Origin of the sequence: Ottowia caeni, from assembly GCF_050821495.1 — a bacterium.
Lineage (GTDB): Bacteria > Pseudomonadota > Gammaproteobacteria > Burkholderiales > Burkholderiaceae_C > Ottowia > Ottowia caeni.
Genome location: NZ_CP151080.1, coordinates 1,402,429 through 1,421,277 on the forward strand (window position 1 = coordinate 1,402,429; position 18,849 = coordinate 1,421,277).

Sequence of the window (18,849 nt, forward strand, 5' to 3'; positions counted from 1 at the left end):
CATGACCGTGCAAAACCTCCTGATAGAACTTTTCGTTGAAGAACTGCCGCCCAAGGCCCTGAAAAAGCTTGGTGATGCCTTTGCCTCCGTCCTGCATGAACAGTTGAAGGCGCAGGGACTGGCGACCGAGAGTTCAGCCGTCACCGCGTTCGCAAGCCCCCGCCGTCTGGCCACTCATGTCACGCAGGTGGCCGCCAAGGCTGCGGACAGGCCCGTGCAGCAAAAGCTGATGCCCGTGAGCGTGGGCCTGGACGCAGACGGCAACCCCACACCAGCGTTGCTCAAGCGCCTGCAAGCTGCCGGCGCAGACGCCAGCGTGGTGCCGCAGCTGCGGCGCGCCATGGACGGCAAAGCCGAAGCCTTGTTTTTTGATAGTGTCGCGCCGGGTGCCACGCTTGAAGCCGGCCTGCAAAAGGCACTGACCGAGGCAATCGCCAAGCTGCCCATTCCCAAGGTCATGACTTACCAGCTTGAATCGGGCTGCGAGCTACCCGGCTGGAGCAGCGTGCAGTTCGTGCGGCCTGCGCACGGCCTGGTTGCTCTGCACGGAAGTACCGTGGTGCCGGTCACCGCCCTTGGCCTGACCGCGGGCAACGCCACCCATGGCCACCGCTTCGAGGCGCAGCGCGATCCCATCGTGATTGCAACCGCCGACACCTATGCCGACGCGCTGCGAGAGCAGGGTGCCGTGATCGCCAGCTTCGAAGAGCGCCGTGCCGCCATACAGGCTCAGCTCAAGGCAGCGGCCGCCCGCGCAGGTGAGGGCTTGGCCCCGATCGACGACGAAGCCTTGCTGGACGAGGTGACAGGCCTGGTCGAGCGCCCCAACGTGCTGGTGTGCGAGTTTGAGTCGCAGTTCCTGGATGTCCCCCAGGAATGCCTGATCCTCACCATGAAGGCCAATCAGAAATACTTTCCGCTGCTGGACGCGAACAGCCGCCTGACGAACAAGTTCCTGGTGGTAAGCAACATCACGCCCGATGATGCAAGCGCCGTGATCGGCGGCAACGAGCGCGTGGTGCGCCCCCGCCTTGCCGACGCCAAGTTCTTCTTTGACCAGGACCGGAAAAAGAGCCTCGCCGAGCGCGTGCCGTCGCTGGCCAAAGTGGTGTACCACAACAAGCTGGGCACCCAGGGCGAGCGCACCGACCGGGTGCGCGCCATTGCGCGTCTGATCGGGCTGCAACTGGGAGGCGAAGTGCTTGCCAAGGCCGCCGATCAGGCCGCCATGCTGGCCAAGGCTGATCTGCCGACCGACATGGTGGGCGAGTTTCCCGAACTGCAAGGCATCATGGGGGGCTACTATGCGCGCCACGATGGGCTTTCCGAAGACATCGCCTTTGCCATCGAAGACCATTACAAGCCCCGCTTCGCCGGCGATGAACTGCCGCGCGGCCAGGTGGGCACGGTCGTCGCACTGGCCGACAAGCTGGAGACGCTGGTCGGCATGTTCGGCATTGGCAACCTGCCCACGGGCGACAAAGACCCTTTCGCGTTGCGGCGACATGCGCTGGGTATTGTTCGCATGCTTGTTGAGAAAAAGCTTCCCCTGGACATGGCGAATATCGTGCTGCAAGCAGCCGGGGCTTTTGGCAGTTTGCTAAGCGACGCGGAAAAGAGCAACGCGCAATTGCTCAACTTTTTCTACGAGCGCGTGGCCGGCTACCTGCGCGAGCTGGGCTACAGCACCCAGGAGGCCGATGCCGTCATTGCCGTGCGGCCTCTGTGGGGCGAGATGCCCGAGCGCCTTGATGCTGTGCGCGTGTTCGCCGGCCTCCCCGAGGCTCCTGCGCTGGCCGCAGCCAACAAGCGTATTGGCAACATCTTGAAGAAGGCCGGTGATGCCGACACCGTGGTGGACGCTCACGTGAGCGAGTTGCTGCTGCAAGAGCCCGCTGAGAAAGCCCTTCATGCGGCCATGCAGACTATCGTGCCTCAGGCCGACGCCCAGTTCGAGGCGGGCGACTACACAGCTTCGCTGCGAATACTGGCCGCCCTGCGCGAACCGGTTGATGCCTTCTTTGACGGGGTGATGGTCAACGCCGAGCAATTGGATTTGCGCATGAATCGGCAAGGCCTGCTCAAGATGCTCCACCAGTCCATGAACCGCGTGGCTGATCTGTCGCGCCTGGCGGCCTGATGGTGCAAGGCGGCGCGTCACAGGCGCCCGATCGTCGTGTCTCGCGCGTCGCCTGGTGGCTCTTTGCGCCGCCCTTCGTGGTGGCGGCCTTGCAGTGGTGGCTTATCACTCTTGCAGAGAAAGACCCCACGCCTCTGCAGCCCCTGACTGCGGCGGCCGCGCCGACTGGCGGCGCAGGCAGTTTGCTGTGGCAAGCGAGTTTACCGTTCCTGACCGTTCTGCTGCTGCTGGCGCTGCTCGTGCTGGTTGCCCGATGGTCTTGGCGCCGCTTTGGCGGTGCAAGGGTGATTCCTGTGGCTGCGGTGCTATGGCTGATGATGTGGGCAGGTGCAGCGCTGGCAGTCGGGTATCGACATATCGATCGCACGAACCGCCAGGCATTGCCTGAACGTATGGCCACTGTGCTCAATGCCCGTGCCCAGGAGGCCTCGCCACGGGGCGTTGGCGGCGCACAAGCGCTGCTGCGTGTGTCGGGGCTTGAGGTGCCGCAGCGTGTACTGCTTGAAGAGGCGGACGCCGCGCGACTCCCGGCGGGAACGCCGGTCACCCTCTCACTGGCTCGCGGTCGTTTTGGCAGCATCTACGTGACGGGCTGGAAAATTGAAGCGCCGCAGAGATAATCCAGGATCATGAAAATTGTCATCGTAGACCGCGACGGCACCATCAACGTCGAGCGCGAGGGCTATATCCAGACGCCTGAGGAGTGGGAGCCGCTGCCCGGTTCCCTGGACGCCATCGCTCGATTGAATCATGCCGGTTTTCACGTCGTGATCGCGGCCAACATGCCTGGCCTCGGCCGGGGCCTGTTCGATGTGAGTGCGCTGAACGCCATTCATGCCCGCATGAACAAGCAGTTGTCCGCCGTAGGCGGGCGGGTGGAAGCGGTGTTTTTCTGCCCCCACGCGCCAGACGAGGGCTGCAACTGCCGCAAACCGCTGCCCGGGTTGTTCCTGCAGATTGGAGAGCGCTACAAAGTCGACTTGAAGAATGTGCACGCCGTGGGCGACAGCATCCGCGACGTGCAGGCCGCCGCTGCAGCCGGTTGCGTACCGCATCTGGTGCTGACCGGCATGGGTGCGCCCGCATCTACCAACCCGCTGCCGCCTGAGTTTCCCCGCGGCACGCGTGTTCACACTGACCTGGCGGAGTTCGCCACTACTTTCATTGCCGAGGCAGAAGCTGCCGCACAATCGGCACCCAAGCCACCTAATGCGCCCTGAATGCTGGCGCACATGCTTCGAGTACATCTGTCATGAATCTGATCCGTTCCGTGTTGCACCAGTTGTGGATGGTGCTTACCGTGATCCCGTGGGCTCTGGCGGTGGTGATTGCTGCGCCGTTTCTCACTAGCACCCGCATTTACTGGATGTGTGCTGGCTGGCTGAAGCTGGCAGTGAACGGGGGCACCGCCATCCTGGGCATCAAAAATCGCGTCAGCGGCATGGAAAACCTTCCGACGGGAGCCAGTGACGGAGCGGTACTGTTGGTCAAGCATCAGTCCACGTGGGAAACTTTCACCATGCCGGCGATCATGCCGCACCCCCTGGCCTATGTGTTCAAGAAGGAATTGCTTCGGGTGCCGTTCTTTGGGTGGGCCATGTCGCGCATGGACATGATTCATATTGACCGCAGCAGGCGCGCGGAAGCCTTCAACAAGGTCGTGGCGCAGGGCCGCCGGCTGATGGGCGAGGGCGTGTGGGTCATCATGTTCCCCGAAGGCACGCGCATTCCTCGTGGCGAAAAGGGAACCTACCGCACCGGCGGCACGCGGCTGGCCATCGAATGCGGTGCGCCTGTTATTCCGATTGCCGTCACCTCGGCCAAATGCTGGCCACGCAAGGCTTTTATTAAACGCCCCGGCATTGTGGACATTTCGATTGGCCCCCAAATTTCCAGCGTGGGCCGCAAGCCCGATGAATTGATGCGCGAAGTGGAGGCGTGGATCGAGGCCGAGATGCTGCGTCTGGACCCAGAGGCCTACCCGAGCGGGCAGGCACGCGTTTCCAACCTCAAGCCAGGAGGCTGAGCGGCGTGATGCTGCAAATGGTGTTCGATTGGTTTTTGGGCACTGACTCACAAACCAAAGATACTAAAGCTGAACCAGAGGCGAGCCCGCCACGCCAGCCGCCGCTACTCAGCACGGAGAAAAAGCCGCCGTCAGCGCACCTTGGGTCTGCCGCGCTCCCCATGGCCAGTGTGCTCAGCCTTGCGCAATTCGAGCACCCCCGTGCCAACCGGGAGATCTTTTTTCGCAAGCACGCGTGGCCTACGAATTTCGCCGTGGCAAGCGGCGCACAATTGGTTTCACGGTAGGGGTCGACGGGCTGGTGGTCAGTGCACCGCGCCTGACCGCTGTCGCCGAGGTCGAAGCGGCGCTGCGCGAAAAGGAGCGCTGGATTGTTTCCAAGCTGGGCGAAGCGCGCGAGCGTCATCGCCGCATGGAATCCACCCGCATCGAGTGGCGTGATGGCGCCAGCTTTCCATTTTTGGGCGAGCAGGTCGTTCTTGCGCTCGACCCTCGTCAGCGCCATGGCCGTGGCGGCGCGGTACTGGAAACCGGTAGCCAGCCCCTGGCCGATGCTCCGCGCCTGACCCTGCACGTGGGTTTGCCCCAGAGCGCCACGCCCGAGCAACTGCGGGACACCACGCAGGCGTGGCTGATGCGCCAGGCGCGGCGAGTGTTCACCACCAGGCTGGACCACTACGCCCCCAATCTGCAAGTGCAGTGGCAAAAGCTCAGCCTGTCCTCGGCCGGTACCAGATGGGGCTCAGCCAGTGCCGATGGCTCTATACGCTTGAACTGGCGCCTGGTGCACTTCAGCGAGTCGATCATCGACTACGTGGTGGTGCATGAATTGGCCCACCTGCGCGAAATGAACCATGGTCCTCGCTTCTGGGCACATGTGGAAAGTGTCTTGCCCGACTACGAGGTGCGGCGCGGGGTGCTCAAGGAAGAAGCTGTCCCGCGGTGGTGATGGCGTCAATCAGGGGTCGGGTCAGCCTGGTAGGCTGAATCTCAAGATTCCATCGGCATCGCGCACGCGCTTTAGCTTGCCCGCGTACCAGAGTCGGTGAAGATGCGCCACAGATTCGCCGAGAGCGAAAGTGGTCTGGTGCAGGTCGAGTGGTCGCTTGAACAGCACGGGGAGCACATCATAGGCTGACACCGGCTTGGCTTGTGCGGCTTCCATGACTTCCTGCAGCCGGTCCCGGTGGTGATCGTGCAGTTGCTGGATACGGGTGTGCAGGCCTTTGAAGGGCTTGCCGTGCGAGGGCAGAACCAGGGTGTCTTCTGGCAGCGGCATGAAGCGGTCGATCGAATCCAGAAACAGGGTCAGCGCGTCTGCTTCCGGTTCCATTTCGTACACACTGACGTTGGTGGAAATGCGGGGCAGCACCATGTCTCCGCTGATCAGTACGTCCAGCGCTTCGCAGTAAAGCGCCATGTGCTCCGGAGCGTGACCATAACCGCCGATGCAGCGCCAGGCGTTTCCGCCGATGGTGACCGTGCCGCCGTCCAGCAGACGCGTGTAGCTGGCGGGCACGGTCGGAACCAGATTGCGGTAGTAGCTCTTGCGGTTGCGAATTTCCTCCAGATCGCCCGCATTTGTCATGCCGTGGCTGGCGAAATACTGGGCCAGCCGGTCGCCACCGAAGCTGTTGACCACCTCGCAGGCGTAGCGGGCCGTCTGGTAGTCGGTGCCGCTGATCCACAGCGGGGCGTTCCAGCGCTCACACAGCCAATGCGCCAGCCCGATGTGATCCGGGTGCATGTGGGTGACGATCACACGCAACACCGGCAGGCCGTTCAACTGCGTGGCGAACACGGATTCCCAGTCAGCGCGGGATTCGGGGCGGTCAATGCAGCAATCCACCACCGTCCAGCCGTCTCGGCCATCTATGCGGTCGCGCAATAGCCACAGGTTGATATGGTTCAACACGAATGGCAGCGTCATGCGCAGCCATTTCACGCCGGGCGCCACCTCCAGCGTACCAGCCGCAGCTGGCAGGTCGTCGCCCCAAGGGTAGTCCAGGGCGCGTTCAAGTTCGGTGGCGTTCATGGTTTTATGTTCAATGTGAAGTACGATTGGGGCTGTGGTTGACGTTTACGTCAACGGTCGATCCATTTTAGTAAGAGCCTGTTCATCATCTCTGCGCGAGGGCTGTTGTGTTCGAAAAACTGTGGCTGCAAGGCGAAAAACGCAGGGATACCTTGTGGTATCGCGAGTATTTTCAACGCCGCAGACGCGGGTTTTCGGGCGCAACGGTCCCGCGAGGAGATTATGAACAGACTCTCAGAGTTCACAGTTGTTGCAGCGCACACAGGTGACAGCTGCCCGCCCTTTTATTTTGGCCTGCCATGACCACGAACACCTTCACCATCAGCGATCTGGCGCGCGAATTTGACCTGACGCCACGCGCCATGCGTTTTTATGAGGATATGGGCTTGCTGCAGCCACAGCGCACTGGCTCGGGCGGCAGAACCCGTATGTACAGCGCGCGCGATCGTACCCGCCTGAAACTGACTCTGCGAGCCAAGCGCCTGGGCCTTTCGCTGACCGAGGCCAAGCAACTGATCGACATGTACGACAGCCCCAGGGACACCGGCCCGCAGTTGAAGCAGTTCCTGCACGTTCTGGCCGGCCACCGTGCACATCTGGAGGCGCAACTGGCCGAACTTCAGGCGACGCTGGCCGAGGTTGCCGAGCACGAAACCGAAGCGCGCGCTCTGTTGGCGGGGCTTCAGCCCACGCTGGAATAGAAGCCGGAATAGAACCTGGAATAGAGGCTCGAGTTGCAGCTCAAATTGAAACTGGAATAAAAGTCAGGAACCCCACGATATGAACACTCCTACCTCTGCCTACGACCGCGTGGCGGCCAGTTTTGAGCGCCAGGGCATGATGCGCCTGCTCGGCGCCGAGTTGCGGCGCGTCGAGCCCGGGCGGGTCGAAATCTGGTTGCCCTATTCAGAAATTCTCACGCAGCAGCAGGCCGGTTTCCATGGTGGCGCCATCGGAACCGTGGCCGACGTGGCTGGCGGCTACGCGGGCCTGACGCTCGCGCCCGAGGGCATGGAGGTGGTGACCGTGGAATACAAGATCAACTTCCTCAGCAACTTCACGGACGGTACGCTGCGGGTGGTGGGCAAGGTCGTCAAATCGGGCAAGCGGCTGATTGTGACCACCGCCGAAGTCGATCATATCGGCGCCGACGGCAAGGAATCGGCCTGCGCACTGATGCAGCAAACACTCGTGCCCGTGCAGCAAACCTATTGAGATGGCTCTCGCCCGTTATCAAGCCCGTTATCAAGCCCGTAATTGAAGGAGACAAGACATGAGCAACCTGCCCGGACTGAATTTCCAGCTAGGCGAAGAAATCGACGCATTGCGCGACGCAGTGCGTTCTTTCGCCGAGGCCGAGATCGCACCACGCGCGGCGGAAGTCGATCGCAGCGACCAGTTTCCCATGGATCTCTGGCCCAAGATGGGCGAGCTTGGTGTGCTGGGCATCACGGTGCCAGAAGAGTACGGTGGCGCCAACATGGGCTACCTCGCGCACATGATCGCCATGGAGGAAATCAGCCGCGCGAGTGCCTCCATCGGGCTGAGCTACGGAGCGCACAGCAACCTGTGTGTGAATCAGATCAAGCGCAATGGCAGCGCGGAGCAAAAGAAGAAATACCTGCCCAAGCTGATCAGCGGCGAGCACGTGGGCGCGCTGGCCATGAGCGAGCCGGGTGCCGGTAGCGACGTCATCAGCATGAAACTCAAGGCCGAGGACAAAGGCGGCTACTACCTGCTGAACGGCACCAAAATGTGGATCACCAACGGCCCGGATGCCGACACCATGGTGGTTTATGCGAAAACCGAGCCCGAGTTGGGCGCGCGCGGCGTCACAGCCTTCATCGTCGAGAAGGGCATGAAGGGGTTTTCCACGGCGCAAAAATTAGACAAGCTCGGCATGCGGGGCAGCCACACCGGCGAAATGGTGTTCAACAACGTTGAAGTGCCCGCCCAGAACATACTGGGGGGATTGAACCAGGGTGCCAGAGTGCTCATGAGCGGCCTGGATTACGAGCGCGCCGTGCTGGCCGGTGGCCCCGTCGGGATCATGCAGGCCGTCATGGACAACGTGGTTCCTTACATTCACGATCGCAAGCAGTTTGGCCAGAGCATTGGCGAGTTCCAACTTGTGCAGGGCAAGGTGGCCGACATGTACACCGTGCTGCAGGCGGGCCGGGCGTTCCTCTACACTATTGGCAAGAACCTCGACGCCTTGGGAGCCGAGCATGTGCGGCAGGTGCGCAAAGATTGCGCTTCAGTGATCCTGTGGACGGCTGAGCAGGCCACTCGTATGGCCGGCGACGGTATTCAGCTCTTTGGCGGCAATGGCTACATCAACGAGTATCCGCTCGGCCGCCTCTGGCGCGACGCCAAGCTGTACGAAATTGGCGCGGGCACCAGTGAGATCCGTCGCATGCTGATCGGCCGGGAGCTGTTCTCTGAAACCATGTGATTTAACCTTGAACCCACTTCAATCAGCCAAGATACCATCATGTCATCCCCGCTACAGCATCTGATCGACAACAACCGGGCATGGTCCGAGCAGGTCGAGCGCGAGAACCCGGGTTTTTTCAAAGGCCTGGCCGCTCAGCAATCGCCCAAGTATCTTTGGATCGGCTGCTCCGACAGCCGTGTCCCCGCAAACCAGGTCATTGGCCTGGCGCCCGGTGAGGTGTTTGTGCACCGCAACGTTGCCAACGTCGTGGTGCACACCGATCTGAATGCGCTCTCGGTCATACAGTTCGCCGTCGATGTGCTGAAGGTCGAGCACATCATGGTGGTCGGCCATTACGGCTGTGGTGGCGTGCTGGCGGTGCTGCGCGAGCAGCGGGTGGGGCTGGCTGACCACTGGCTGCGTCATGTACACGATGTGAAAATGCGTCACCGCGGGCGCCTGATGCATTTGTGCGATCACGAGCAGGAAGACGCGCTCTGCGAAGTCAACGTGATCGAGCAGGTCGGCAATGTGGCCCAATCCAACGTGGTGCAAGATGCCTGGGCTCGTGGGCAATCCGTGTCGGTGCATGGGTGGTGCTATGGCCTCAAGGATGGGCGGGTCAAGGATCTGGGTGTCACCATGACGCACCCGGGCGAGGTGGTTGACGTATTCCGCACCGCTATCAAGCGCTATCCGCGCGCGTCCAATGCAGACGCGCCATCAAGCGATCTCGTTATCTAGTCCACGAAAAACACTGAGTCAGATCGAGCGCACAGGGTCGAGGGGAAGTACTGAAGCCATGTCACCTCAGGCGCTTGATTCACCCATGGCACGCGACATCGCTCAGGCGATGGTCGATGGCTTCAACCGCCATTACCGTCTCTTCCGTACAGAATCGGCACGTGCCCGACACCGTTTCGAAACCTGCGACTGGCATGGCCAGCAGCGCGCTCAGCGTGAGCGCATCGAGTTCTATGACCTGCGCGTGAGAGAGTGCCAACGCCGGTTGGAGCGCGAATTCAAGGCAGGCGCGCAGCCCATGGAGGTCTGGCAGCAGATCAAGCTCCACTATATTGGCATGCTGGTGGCACACAAGCAGCCGGAACTGGCCGAGACCTTCTTCAACTCGGTCACCACGAAGATTCTCCACCGCAGCTATTTTCAGAACGATTTCATTTTCGTTCGCCCGGCCGTCAGCACCGAGTACCTGGAGACAGACGACCCCAAAGCCAAGCCCACTTATCAGGTCTTCTACCCGGATTTCAACCGCCTGGAAGACGCGGTTCGGGCCATGCTCGAATCATTCGGACTGCGCTGCAAGTTCGAGGATATGCAGCGCGACGCACGCTATGTAGCAGACGCCATGCACCATGCGTTGGGGGCTGGCCGGCCGCGAACCAATTTCCAGATCCAGGCGCTTTCGAGCCTCTTCTTCCGTAACAAGGGTGCTTACCTGGTGGGCAAGCTGATCAACGGCTACCGCGAAGTACCTTTTGCGCTACCGATTCTGCACCGTCAGCCAGGTACCGTGTTCGTTGATGCCGCCTTGTTCGGGGAAGAGGACCTGCTGCTTCTGTTTTCATTTTCGCGCGCTTACTTCATGGTGGACATGGAGATCCCGTCGGCCTACGTGCAGTTCTTGCGCAGCCTCATGCCGCGCAAACCCCGGGCCGAGATCTACAACGCCTTGGGCCTGGCCAAGCAGGGCAAGAATCTTTTCTATCGGGATCTGCTTTGGCACCTGCGCCACAGCACAGACAAGTTTCGCGTAGCGCCTGGCATCAAGGGCATGGTCATGCTGGTGTTTGACATGCCCAGCTTTCCCTATGTGTTCAAGATCATCAAGGATTTTTATCCGCCGCCCAAGGAGACCACGCGGGAGCAGGTTCGAAAAAATACCAGCTGGTCAAGCACCATGACCGCGTCGGCCGCATGGCCGACACCATGGAATTTTCGCTGCTGGCTTTTCCGCGCGACCGCTTTGAAGACGCCCTGATTGCCGAGATCGAAAAGCATGCTCCCAGCCAGCTCGACATCGCTGATCGCGACGGCGATGGCCAGACCGAAGTCGTCATCGCACACGCCTACATCGAGCGGCGCATGATTCCCCTTAACCTCTATCTGCAAGAGGCGATAGACGCCGGTGAAGAAGACGAGGTGGCCGCCGCTCAGCTTCAGCATGCCGTGATCGAATACGGAAACGCCATCAAGGACTTGGTCGCCGCCAACATTTTCCCCGGAGACATGCTCTGGAAAAATTTTGGCGTAACTCGGCACGGCAAGGTCGTGTTCTACGACTACGACGAGATCGAATACCTGACCGACTGCAACTTTCGCCGAGTACCTCCCGCGCGGTGCGAGGAGGACGAGATGAGTGGCGAGGTCTGGTACAGCGTGGCCAAAGGGGATGTCTTCCCTGAAACCTTTGCTCCCTTCCTGCTGGGCAATCCGAGAGTGCGAGAGGCCTTCATGCGGCACCACGCCGACTTGCTGGAGGCCGATTTCTGGCAGCGCAACAAAGAGCGCATTCAGCGCCGAGAAGTCATAGATTTTTTCCCGTACGGCGTGCATCGGCGTTTCGACGTCCAGGGCGGCACGTGGGGCGCTTCAGCGCAGGCCAGTGCGGTGGCGGTGGGCGATAAAGCCCCTCCCGATGATTCGGAGTTGTCGACAGGCTTGGCCAACGAGGAGCACTCCGAATAAGCAGCCTTCCGATCTCTCTATTCCTGTACGCGGAAGTCGGAGCGATCGATATTCTTGGATTCTGGTTTTCACTCGTTACTCTTTATTCTTATATCTTTGAAGGAGACCATCATGTCCGACCCCGTCGTTATTGTTTCTGCCGCTCGCACCCCTATGGGCAGCTTTCAGGGCGATTTTTCCAGCCTGGCTGCCCATGATCTGGGCGGGGTTGCCATCAAGGCTGCCGTGGAGCGCGCGGGTATTCAGCCGGATCTCGTCACAGAGGTGCTGTTCGGCAACTGTCTGCTGGCCGGCCAAGGTCAGGCGCCGGCCAGGCAAGCGGCATTCAAGGGCGGTCTGCCCAAGAGTGCTGGGGCGGTCACACTGAGCAAGATGTGTGGCTCCGGCATGCGCGCGGCCATGTTTGCGCACGACATGCTTGTCGCCGGATCGCACGACGTACTGGTGGCTGGCGGCATGGAAAGCATGACAGGAGCACCCTACCTTCTTCTGAAGGGCCGCGGTGGTTACCGCATGGGCCACGATCGAGTGTTCGATCACATGATGCTTGACGGCCTGGAAGACGCCTATGAGCCGGGCCGAAGCATGGGCACCTTTGGTGAAGACTGCGCGGCCAAGTACCACTTCAGCCGCGAGCAGCAGGACGCCTTTGCCATTGCCAGCGTCCAGCGTGCTCAGGAAGCCATTCGCTCCGGCGCATTCAAGGAAGAAATCGCATCCGTGACCCTCAAGGATCGCAAGGGCGAGCGCGTGGTCGAGATCGACGAAGGTCCTGGCCGCATCAACGTCGAGAAGATCGCGGGCCTCAAGCCTGCGTTCAAGAAAGACGGCACCGTCACCGCAGCCAGCAGCTCCAGCATCAATGACGGCGCGGCCGCCATGGTGCTGATGCGCGAGTCCACGGCAAAAGCGCTGGGCTGCCGGCCGCTGGCCCGCATAGTCAGCCACGCCACCCATGCCCAGGAGCCCGAATGGTTTGCCACGGCTCCCATTGGTGCCACCGAGAAGGCGCTGAAGAAGGCAGGCTGGCAGGTGGGCGATGTTGATCTGTGGGAAATCAATGAAGCCTTCGCCGTCGTGCCCATGGCGTTAATGCACGATCTGAAGGTTCCGCACGAGAAGGTCAATGTCAACGGAGGCGCCTGCGCCCTGGGGCACCCTATTGGCGCCAGCGGCGCGCGCATCATGGTGACCTTGATGTATGCGCTGAAGGCACGTGGACTGAAGAAAGGTCTGGCGACGCTGTGCATCGGCGGTGGCGAGGCTACTGCCGTGGCACTCGAGTTGCTCTAGTGTCCATGCACAGAGGATCTATATGTCTACTACGCTGATCATTGGCGCCTCACGCGGCATCGGCCATGAAATGGCGAGTCAGTATGCCGCTGCAGGCGATCGTGTCATCGCGACCGCGCGGGATGCCGAGAGCCTCGCCAAGTTGCGCGCGCTCGGCTGCGAGGCTCTCCAGCTGGATGTCTCCGACCCCGCCAGCGTCAGTGGCCTGGCATGGCGGCTCGACGGCGAGAAAGTTGACACAGCCTGGTATGTCGCGGGCGTGATGTGCAGCCGCGCGAACGCCCAGACACCTCCTACCCGAGAGGAATTTGATCGCGTCATGCATGCCAACGTTCTGGGCGCCATGCAGGTCATTCCGCAAGTCGCCCCACTGGTCGAAGCCAGCAAGGCGTCTGGCGGAGGGCGCTTCGGTTTCGTCAGCAGTGAAATGGGGCACATCAGTGGTGTGGCCAGCTCTGGCGCCTGGCTTTACCGCGTGAGCAAGGCGGCACTCAACATGGCCATAGCTTCCGGGCGGCACAGCTACCCTGGTGCCATTTTTGTGGCGTTTCACCCCGGCTGGGTGAAGACCTCCATGGGGGGCGACTCTGCACCGGTCACAGTGCAAGCCAGTGCAGCCGGACTCCGCTCCACACTGGCCCATGCTTCGCCAGCTGACAGTGGCAGCTTCAAGCGTTACGACGGCTCCACCATCGAAGGTTGGTAAGACAATAATTCTCGAAAGAACCCCACATGCTGCTTACCCAAGATCAGGAAATGATTCGCGATGCCGTGCGCGCCTTCGCGCAGGAACAACTCTGGCCCCATGCAGCACGCTGGGATAAGGAGCATGACTTCCCGGTGGAGGCCCACCAGGGGCTCGCGCAACTCGGCGCCTATGGTATTTGCGTTCCGGAAGAGTATGGCGGTGCGGGGCTTGACTACGTTACTCTAGCCTTGGTGCTGGAGGAAGTGGCTGCCGGCGACGGCGGCACCAGCACACCGATCAGCGTCACCAACTGCCCCTATAACGCTATTTTGATGATGTACGGCAGCGAAGCGCAGAAGCAAAAATGGCTTGCTCCTGCCGCGCGCGGAGAGATGCTGGGTGCGTTTGCGCTCACTGAGCCTCATGTCGGTAGCGATGCGTCCAGTTTGCGCACCACCGCAGTGAGGGACGGGGGTGAATACGTGCTGAACGGCACCAAGCAATTCATCACCAGTGGCAAGAACGGCCACGTGGCCATTGTCATTGCCGTTACTGACAAGGCCGCGGGCAAACGCGGCCTGAGCGCGTTCATCGTGCCCACTCATCAGCTTGGCAACGCGGGCTGGGTGGTGGCGCGCCTGGAAGACAAGCTCGGCCAGCATTCCAGCGATACAGCCCAGATCAACCTGGAAAACTGTCGCGTGCCCGCCGAGAATCTCATCGGCGAAGAGGGTGAAGGCTACAAGATCGCGCTGAGTGCGCTGGAGGGTGGGCGCATTGGCATCGCGGCGCAAAGTGTGGGCATGGCCCGCTCGGCGCTGGAAGTGGCCATTCAGTATGCCAAGGAGCGCGAGGCGTTTGGAACGGCCATTTTTAACCATCAGGCCGTGAGCTTCCGGCTGGCTGAATGCGCCTCGCGGCTGGAGGCAGCCCGGCAGCTCGTATGGCACGCCGCCGCTCTGCGCGATGCCGGCCGGCCCTGCCTGAAGGAGGCGGCCATGGCCAAACTATTTGCCAGCGAGGCCGCCGAGCAGGTCTGCTCAGCGGCCATACAGACATTGGGTGGCTACGGCTATGTGAGCGATTTCCCAGTGGAACGCATCTACCGTGATGTGCGCGTGTGCCAGATCTACGAAGGTACCAGCGACGTGCAAAAAATCATCATATCGCGGGCGCTGTGAATACACCCAGTAAAAAGGGCCGAGCCATAACCTTACGTGAGCCGTGTCCGTGTGGCGGCGACCCAGTGGGTACCGGGTACGCGGAATGCTGCGGACGCTGGATCGACCATTTCGCCACGGCTCCGGCACCTGATGCTGCGGCGCTGATGCGTTCCCGGTACACGGCGTTCGTCCGTGAGGACGCAACCTATTTGCTGGCCACCTGGCACCACTCAACCAGGCCCACGACGCTGGATTTTGATGCCGGCATCAAATGGCTGGGCCTCGAAGTGCGCGCACAACGTGGCGTAGATGATACGCACGCAGAGGTGGAGTTCGTTGCCCGCTCCCGTTTGCAGGGCCGCGCCATACGGTTGCATGAAAGAAGTCGTTTCGTGCGCGAGAATGGCGAAAATGGCTTGCTTCGGTGGTTTTATGTGGACGGCAGTTTCTCTTGAGGTTTTTTCTGCGGTAAGAGTGCGTCCCATGGGGCCGGGCAGTGCCACAAGAGGGTTTTACCCATGAGAATCATCATTCTGGGCGCTGGCCGTGTCGGGGAAAGCGTGGCCGAGACCTTGGTGTCCGAGGCCAACGATATTACCGTGGTCGATACCGAGCCTGAGCGCCTGCGGAACCTGGAAGAGCGCCTGGAGCTGCGCGGAGTTGCCGGCAACGGCATTCAGCCATCGGTGCTGCGCGGGGCGGGCGCCGAAGATTGCGATCTGTTCATTGCCTGCACGGCGCTGGATGAAACCAACTTGGTGGCCTGCAAGATCGCACACGATGTGTTCAGTATCCCGACCACCATCGCGCGCCTGCGCTCACCTGAGTTCCCTCAGGGCGACAAATTGCTCGACAAAGACGGGTTCTCGGTAGACAAGGTCCTTTGCCCCGAGGCGTCGGTCACGAACTACGTACAGTTGCTGATCGAGTACCCAGGTGCATTGCAGGTCGTGCGGTTTTCGCAGGGCAAGGCTCACCTGGTGGCGTTGCGTGTGGCTCCAGGCAGCCGGTTGGCTGACCATTCCATTGCTGATTTCCGCGCCGAAAATCCTGACGTGCCCCTGCGGATCGTCGCCATCTACCGGCAAGATGTCGAGTTGCCGGTGGAAGGCGACACCCGCGTCGTAGCGGGCGACGAGATCTACGTGCTGGTCGCGCAGGAAAAGGTGAGACAGGTGCTTCACGCCATTGGCAACCCTGATCGGCCGGTGCGCCGCGTGATCATTGTGGGTGGCGGCAAGGTCGGGCTGAGGTTGGCGCGAGGCCTGGCTGGCACCTGCGAGGTAAAAATCATCGAATCCAACCGCAAGCGAGCAGAGTATCTGGCCGGAGAATTGCCGCGTGACATGCTGGTGCTGGAAGGTGACGGCGCTGATGAAGACTTGCTCCAGCAAGAAAATGTGGGCGAGATGGATCTCTTCATCGCCCTGACCAGCGACGATGAGGACAACATCATGTCTGCCATGCTTGCCAAGCGCATGGGCGCACGGCGGGTCATGGCGCTGATCAACCGACGTGCTTACGCCGACATGATGCAGGGCAGCACCATTGATATCGCCATATCACCCTCGCATGCCGTGATTGGCGAATTGCTGATGCATGTGCGCCGCGGAGCGGTGGCAGCGGTTCACAGCCTCAGAAGCGGGACGGCCGAGGCGCTGGAGGGCATCGCGCACGGCGATTCAAAAACTTCTCGGCTGGTGGGGCGTCATGTGGGCGACATCAAGCTTCCGGAGGGCGCGCGCATAGGAGCGATCGTCCGAGGTCAGGAAGGTGACGCGCGTGTGTTGATGCCCAGTGACGATCTGGTCATCGAAACAGATGACCACGTCATCATCTTCCTGCCGCATAAGCGCATGGTGCGCGAGGTGGAAAAGCTGTTTCAGGTGCGGGCAACCTTCTTCTGAGAAATGGGTTTTTCAGAATGAAGCGTTTTGCCGCAACCTTTTTGGTTCTCTCGTGGGTGGTCATGGGCTTTTCGTTCGCCTTTCTGGTGCCGATGGCCTGGGACTGGTTCCTGGAGGACGGGCGCAACTGGAAGGTGTGGGCCTGGTGCTTTATGTTCACGCTCGCCACCGGCGCATGGTTGTGGGTGCGCAACCGGGAAAATCGGGATGAGCTGACCGTACGCGACGGCTTTCTGCTGGTGACCCTGGTGTGGGTGGTGTTGCCGGCCTATGCCGCCCTGCCGCTGATGTTCGTTGTGAACGGCATCAGCTGGACCGATGCCTATTTCGAGGCCATGAGCGGTTTGAGCGCCACGGGGGCTACCACGCTGGCGGGTGTGGACTTGCTGGCAACCTCAGTCAATATCTGGCGCTGTTTTCTCCAGTTGGTGGGTGGCCTGGGCATCATGCTGCTGGCCGTCGCGATCTTGCCATTTCTGGGCTTGGGCGGCATGCAACTCTATAAGGCAGAGATGCCCGGCCCCATGAAGGAGCAGCGCCTGACACCTCGCCTGGCGGAAACCGCGCGAGGGCTTTGGGGGGTGTACTTTGTTCTTTCCGCCGCGTGCATGTTGGCCTACCGTGCCGGGGGCATGAGCTGGCCGGACGCCTTCATGCACATGTGCACCACGGTGGGGTTGGGGGGGCTGTCTTCTCACGACAAGAGCTTCGGATTCTGGAACTCGCCGCAGTTGGAGTGGACAGCCATTGTGTTCATGGCACTCTCAGGCATCAGCTTTGCCCGCTACTTTGTACTGTGGCAGCAGCGCTCACTGGCGCCCGTGGTGCGCGACACCGAGGTGCGTGCCTATTTCAGCATCATGTTGCTGGCGACAGTCCTGATTACCTTGATGCTGCTGGGTGGAGAGTTTTATCCGGATCTGGAGACTTCCCTGAGGCAAGCTGCCTTTCAGGTGGTTTCAGTGAGCACGACCACGGGCTACGCCACCACAGACTATCTCCTTTGGCCGACCTTCGTGCCGGTGCTGTTGTTGTTTCTGGGCTGCTTCGTGTCGTGCGCAGGTTCCACGGGCGGGGGCATCAAGCTGGTGCGCATGCTGGTGTTGGTGAGGGTGGCACAACGCGAGCTGTTGCGCATCATTCATCCGCGAGTGGTTCACCCGGTAGCGCTTGGTCGTATGGCGGTGCCGCAAGACGTCATTAGCGCCGTGATGGCCTTCATGCTGATCTATGGGGGCGTCATGGTGGGCTTGACCATGCTCATGCTGGCCTCAGGTCTTGACGTGGTGACTGCCTTCACCGCCGTGATCGGTTGCCTCAACAACATCGGGCCTGGCATGGGGCAGGTGGGGCCTTCGGGAAATTATGGTGGGATGAATGATTTTCAGATCTGGGTTTGCAGTCTGGCCATGCTGCTTGGGCGGCTCGAGTTGCTCTCGGTGCTGGTGCTGTTCACGCCGCAGTTCTGGCGTAGGTAGAGCGAGCGGCAGCACAGGCTCAACCCAACCTGCCCATTCCCGCCTCAACCCACTCCCGAACCCACCTGGCAAGCGCATCCGGCAGACTGTCCTCATCTTCGGGCGGCCTTAGGTTCAGGTGCTTCGCAGCTTGCGCCAAGGTGCGAAGCGGATCGGTAAGGTCAAGCGCTTCTGCTCCGTTCTGCTTACTGAGTTTTTCGCCATCTTTGGCCAGCACCAGCGGGGTGTGCAGGTATGCTGGTGTCGGCACTCCTAGTGCGTGCTGTAGCAATATCTGCCGAGGGGTGTTGTCTGCCAGATCCTCTCCACGCACTACGTGCGTGATGCTTTGCGCGGCATCATCAACCACCACGGCAAGCTGATACGCCCATAAGCCGTCTGCACGCTTGAGAATGAAATCTCCTACCGCTGATTCAACGTTCTGCTGCTGCGCGCCAAGGCGACGGTCGTGCCACTTGATGATGCCGTTCTCCAGGGCGCAAGCCCCCGCCGTGGCTGGCATTCTAAGGGCTGCACGGGCCGTGTGAAAACGCCATGCACGCGCCGGGCGGCCGTCGGGTCTGTGCGTAGGGTTGTTCTCTGGCCGGCAGGTTCCGGGGTAGGGAAGCTCGCGGCCACGCACTCGCAACACACCCCGCGCGGTGTGCGTTGCTTCAATGTCTTTGCGTGAACAGGAGCACGAATACGCAAGATCCTGCGCTATAAGTTGATCAAGCGCTTGCTGATACAACCCGCCCCGGTTCGATTGCCAAAGTGGTGGCTCGTCCGGGTAAAGGCAGCAGGCCGAGAGCTGTTGCAGAATGAGTGTGTCAGCCCCAGGCACACAACGCGGGGTATCCACGTCTTCGATGCGCACCAGCCAGCGCCCGCCATGGGCGCGTGCATCCAGCCAGCTCGCCAGTGCGGCCACCAGAGAGCCTGCATGCAGTGGTCCGGTGGGCGAAGGAGCGAAGCGGCCGACATACATTGAGCAGTC

General features: G+C 61.1%; 17 protein-coding genes and 1 pseudogene. 16 read left to right on the plus strand and 2 right to left on the minus strand.

The window, feature by feature from the left end; translation table 11 throughout:
- Window position 1 precedes the first annotated feature (1 nt).
- The 5 genes from glyS to AAAK34_RS06880 all read left to right on the plus strand — a co-directional run bounded on the left by glyS (window position 2) and on the right by AAAK34_RS06880 (window position 5,115).
- A complete protein-coding gene (glyS, locus tag AAAK34_RS06860; protein ID WP_231693462.1) occupies window positions 2-2,140 on the plus strand; it encodes a glycine--tRNA ligase subunit beta in 2,139 nt (712 codons plus the stop codon).
- Window positions 2,140-2,760, plus strand: a complete 621-nt coding sequence (locus tag AAAK34_RS06865; RefSeq protein WP_231693461.1) for a hypothetical protein — start codon at window positions 2,140-2,142, stop codon at window positions 2,758-2,760. The genes glyS and AAAK34_RS06865 overlap by 1 nt, the downstream gene beginning before the upstream one ends.
- 9 nt (window positions 2,761-2,769) lie before the next feature.
- Window positions 2,770-3,360: a D-glycero-beta-D-manno-heptose 1,7-bisphosphate 7-phosphatase gene (gmhB, locus tag AAAK34_RS06870; RefSeq protein WP_231693460.1), complete on the plus strand. Its 591-nt coding sequence runs from the start codon at window positions 2,770-2,772 to the stop codon at window positions 3,358-3,360.
- Window positions 3,361-3,392: 32 nt separating this feature from the next.
- On the plus strand, window positions 3,393-4,166 hold the full coding sequence (locus AAAK34_RS06875; protein WP_231693459.1) for a lysophospholipid acyltransferase family protein: 774 nt from the start codon (window positions 3,393-3,395) through the stop codon (window positions 4,164-4,166).
- A 235-nt stretch (window positions 4,167-4,401) separates the two neighbouring features.
- The gene (locus tag AAAK34_RS06880; protein WP_231693458.1) at window positions 4,402-5,115 is read left to right on the plus strand and encodes a SprT family zinc-dependent metalloprotease; all 714 of its coding nucleotides are present in this window, start codon (window positions 4,402-4,404) and stop codon (window positions 5,113-5,115) included.
- Between the two features lie 21 nt (window positions 5,116-5,136).
- Here AAAK34_RS06880 and AAAK34_RS06885 read toward each other — a convergent pair whose 3' ends face one another.
- Window positions 5,137-6,201: an MBL fold metallo-hydrolase gene (locus AAAK34_RS06885; RefSeq protein ID WP_231693457.1), complete on the minus strand. Its 1,065-nt coding sequence runs from the start codon at window positions 6,199-6,201 to the stop codon at window positions 5,137-5,139.
- Window positions 6,202-6,500: 299 nt separating this feature from the next.
- On the opposite strand from AAAK34_RS06885, the gene AAAK34_RS06890 reads away from it, so the two are divergent.
- From AAAK34_RS06890 to AAAK34_RS06940, 11 genes and pseudogenes are all read left to right on the plus strand, one after another.
- A complete protein-coding gene (locus AAAK34_RS06890; protein WP_231693456.1) occupies window positions 6,501-6,902 on the plus strand; it encodes a MerR family transcriptional regulator in 402 nt (133 codons plus the stop codon).
- A gap of 79 nt (window positions 6,903-6,981) precedes the next feature.
- Window positions 6,982-7,416, plus strand: coding sequence for a PaaI family thioesterase (locus AAAK34_RS06895; RefSeq protein WP_231693455.1), 435 nt, complete (start codon window positions 6,982-6,984; stop codon window positions 7,414-7,416).
- Window positions 7,417-7,474: 58 nt separating this feature from the next.
- Window positions 7,475-8,656, plus strand: a complete 1,182-nt coding sequence (locus AAAK34_RS06900; protein ID WP_231693454.1) for an isovaleryl-CoA dehydrogenase — start codon at window positions 7,475-7,477, stop codon at window positions 8,654-8,656.
- A gap of 39 nt (window positions 8,657-8,695) precedes the next feature.
- A complete protein-coding gene (gene can, locus AAAK34_RS06905; protein ID WP_231693453.1) occupies window positions 8,696-9,382 on the plus strand; it encodes a carbonate dehydratase in 687 nt (228 codons plus the stop codon).
- A gap of 58 nt (window positions 9,383-9,440) precedes the next feature.
- Window positions 9,441-11,344, plus strand: a pseudogene (gene aceK / locus AAAK34_RS06910) (bifunctional isocitrate dehydrogenase kinase/phosphatase).
- A gap of 111 nt (window positions 11,345-11,455) precedes the next feature.
- Entirely contained in the window at window positions 11,456-12,637 is a 1,182-nt protein-coding gene (locus AAAK34_RS06915; RefSeq protein ID WP_231693451.1) for an acetyl-CoA C-acyltransferase, read from the plus strand.
- A 22-nt stretch (window positions 12,638-12,659) separates the two neighbouring features.
- Entirely contained in the window at window positions 12,660-13,343 is a 684-nt protein-coding gene (locus tag AAAK34_RS06920) for an SDR family oxidoreductase (RefSeq protein WP_231693450.1), read from the plus strand.
- 26 nt (window positions 13,344-13,369) lie between these two features.
- Window positions 13,370-14,506 carry an acyl-CoA dehydrogenase family protein gene (locus tag AAAK34_RS06925; RefSeq protein ID WP_231693449.1) on the plus strand — a complete coding sequence of 379 codons (1,137 nt, stop codon included), beginning with the start codon at window positions 13,370-13,372 and terminating at the stop codon, window positions 14,504-14,506.
- Between the two features lie 26 nt (window positions 14,507-14,532).
- A complete protein-coding gene (locus AAAK34_RS06930) occupies window positions 14,533-14,943 on the plus strand; it encodes a YchJ family metal-binding protein (protein ID WP_231693799.1) in 411 nt (136 codons plus the stop codon).
- Between the two features lie 63 nt (window positions 14,944-15,006).
- The gene (gene trkA / locus AAAK34_RS06935) at window positions 15,007-16,395 is read left to right on the plus strand and encodes a Trk system potassium transporter TrkA (protein WP_231693448.1); all 1,389 of its coding nucleotides are present in this window, start codon (window positions 15,007-15,009) and stop codon (window positions 16,393-16,395) included.
- Between the two features lie 17 nt (window positions 16,396-16,412).
- A complete protein-coding gene (locus AAAK34_RS06940; RefSeq protein WP_231693447.1) occupies window positions 16,413-17,873 on the plus strand; it encodes a potassium transporter TrkG in 1,461 nt (486 codons plus the stop codon).
- A gap of 19 nt (window positions 17,874-17,892) precedes the next feature.
- Here the strand turns inward: AAAK34_RS06940 and gluQRS are convergent, their stop codons facing one another.
- Window positions 17,893-18,840 (minus strand): tRNA glutamyl-Q(34) synthetase GluQRS, encoded by a 948-nt coding sequence (gluQRS, locus tag AAAK34_RS06945; protein WP_231693446.1) that lies wholly within the window; start codon window positions 18,838-18,840, stop codon window positions 17,893-17,895.
- Window positions 18,841-18,849: the final 9 nt, after the last annotated feature.

Coding starts and splice junctions, on each gene's coding strand:
- glyS (WP_231693462.1), top strand. CDS start 2: ATGACCGTGCAAAACCTCCTGATAGAACTTTTCGTTGAAGAACTGCCG.
- AAAK34_RS06865 (WP_231693461.1), top strand. CDS start 2,140: ATGGTGCAAGGCGGCGCGTCACAGGCGCCCGATCGTCGTGTCTCGCGC.
- gmhB (WP_231693460.1), top strand. CDS start 2,770: ATGAAAATTGTCATCGTAGACCGCGACGGCACCATCAACGTCGAGCGC.
- AAAK34_RS06875 (WP_231693459.1), top strand. CDS start 3,393: ATGAATCTGATCCGTTCCGTGTTGCACCAGTTGTGGATGGTGCTTACC.
- AAAK34_RS06885 (WP_231693457.1), bottom strand. CDS start 6,201: ATGAACGCCACCGAACTTGAACGCGCCCTGGACTACCCTTGGGGCGAC.
- AAAK34_RS06890 (WP_231693456.1), top strand. CDS start 6,501: ATGACCACGAACACCTTCACCATCAGCGATCTGGCGCGCGAATTTGAC.
- AAAK34_RS06895 (WP_231693455.1), top strand. CDS start 6,982: ATGAACACTCCTACCTCTGCCTACGACCGCGTGGCGGCCAGTTTTGAG.
- AAAK34_RS06900 (WP_231693454.1), top strand. CDS start 7,475: ATGAGCAACCTGCCCGGACTGAATTTCCAGCTAGGCGAAGAAATCGAC.
- can (WP_231693453.1), top strand. CDS start 8,696: ATGTCATCCCCGCTACAGCATCTGATCGACAACAACCGGGCATGGTCC.
- AAAK34_RS06915 (WP_231693451.1), top strand. CDS start 11,456: ATGTCCGACCCCGTCGTTATTGTTTCTGCCGCTCGCACCCCTATGGGC.
- AAAK34_RS06920 (WP_231693450.1), top strand. CDS start 12,660: ATGTCTACTACGCTGATCATTGGCGCCTCACGCGGCATCGGCCATGAA.
- AAAK34_RS06925 (WP_231693449.1), top strand. CDS start 13,370: ATGCTGCTTACCCAAGATCAGGAAATGATTCGCGATGCCGTGCGCGCC.
- trkA (WP_231693448.1), top strand. CDS start 15,007: ATGAGAATCATCATTCTGGGCGCTGGCCGTGTCGGGGAAAGCGTGGCC.
- AAAK34_RS06940 (WP_231693447.1), top strand. CDS start 16,413: ATGAAGCGTTTTGCCGCAACCTTTTTGGTTCTCTCGTGGGTGGTCATG.
- gluQRS (WP_231693446.1), bottom strand. CDS start 18,840: ATGTATGTCGGCCGCTTCGCTCCTTCGCCCACCGGACCACTGCATGCA.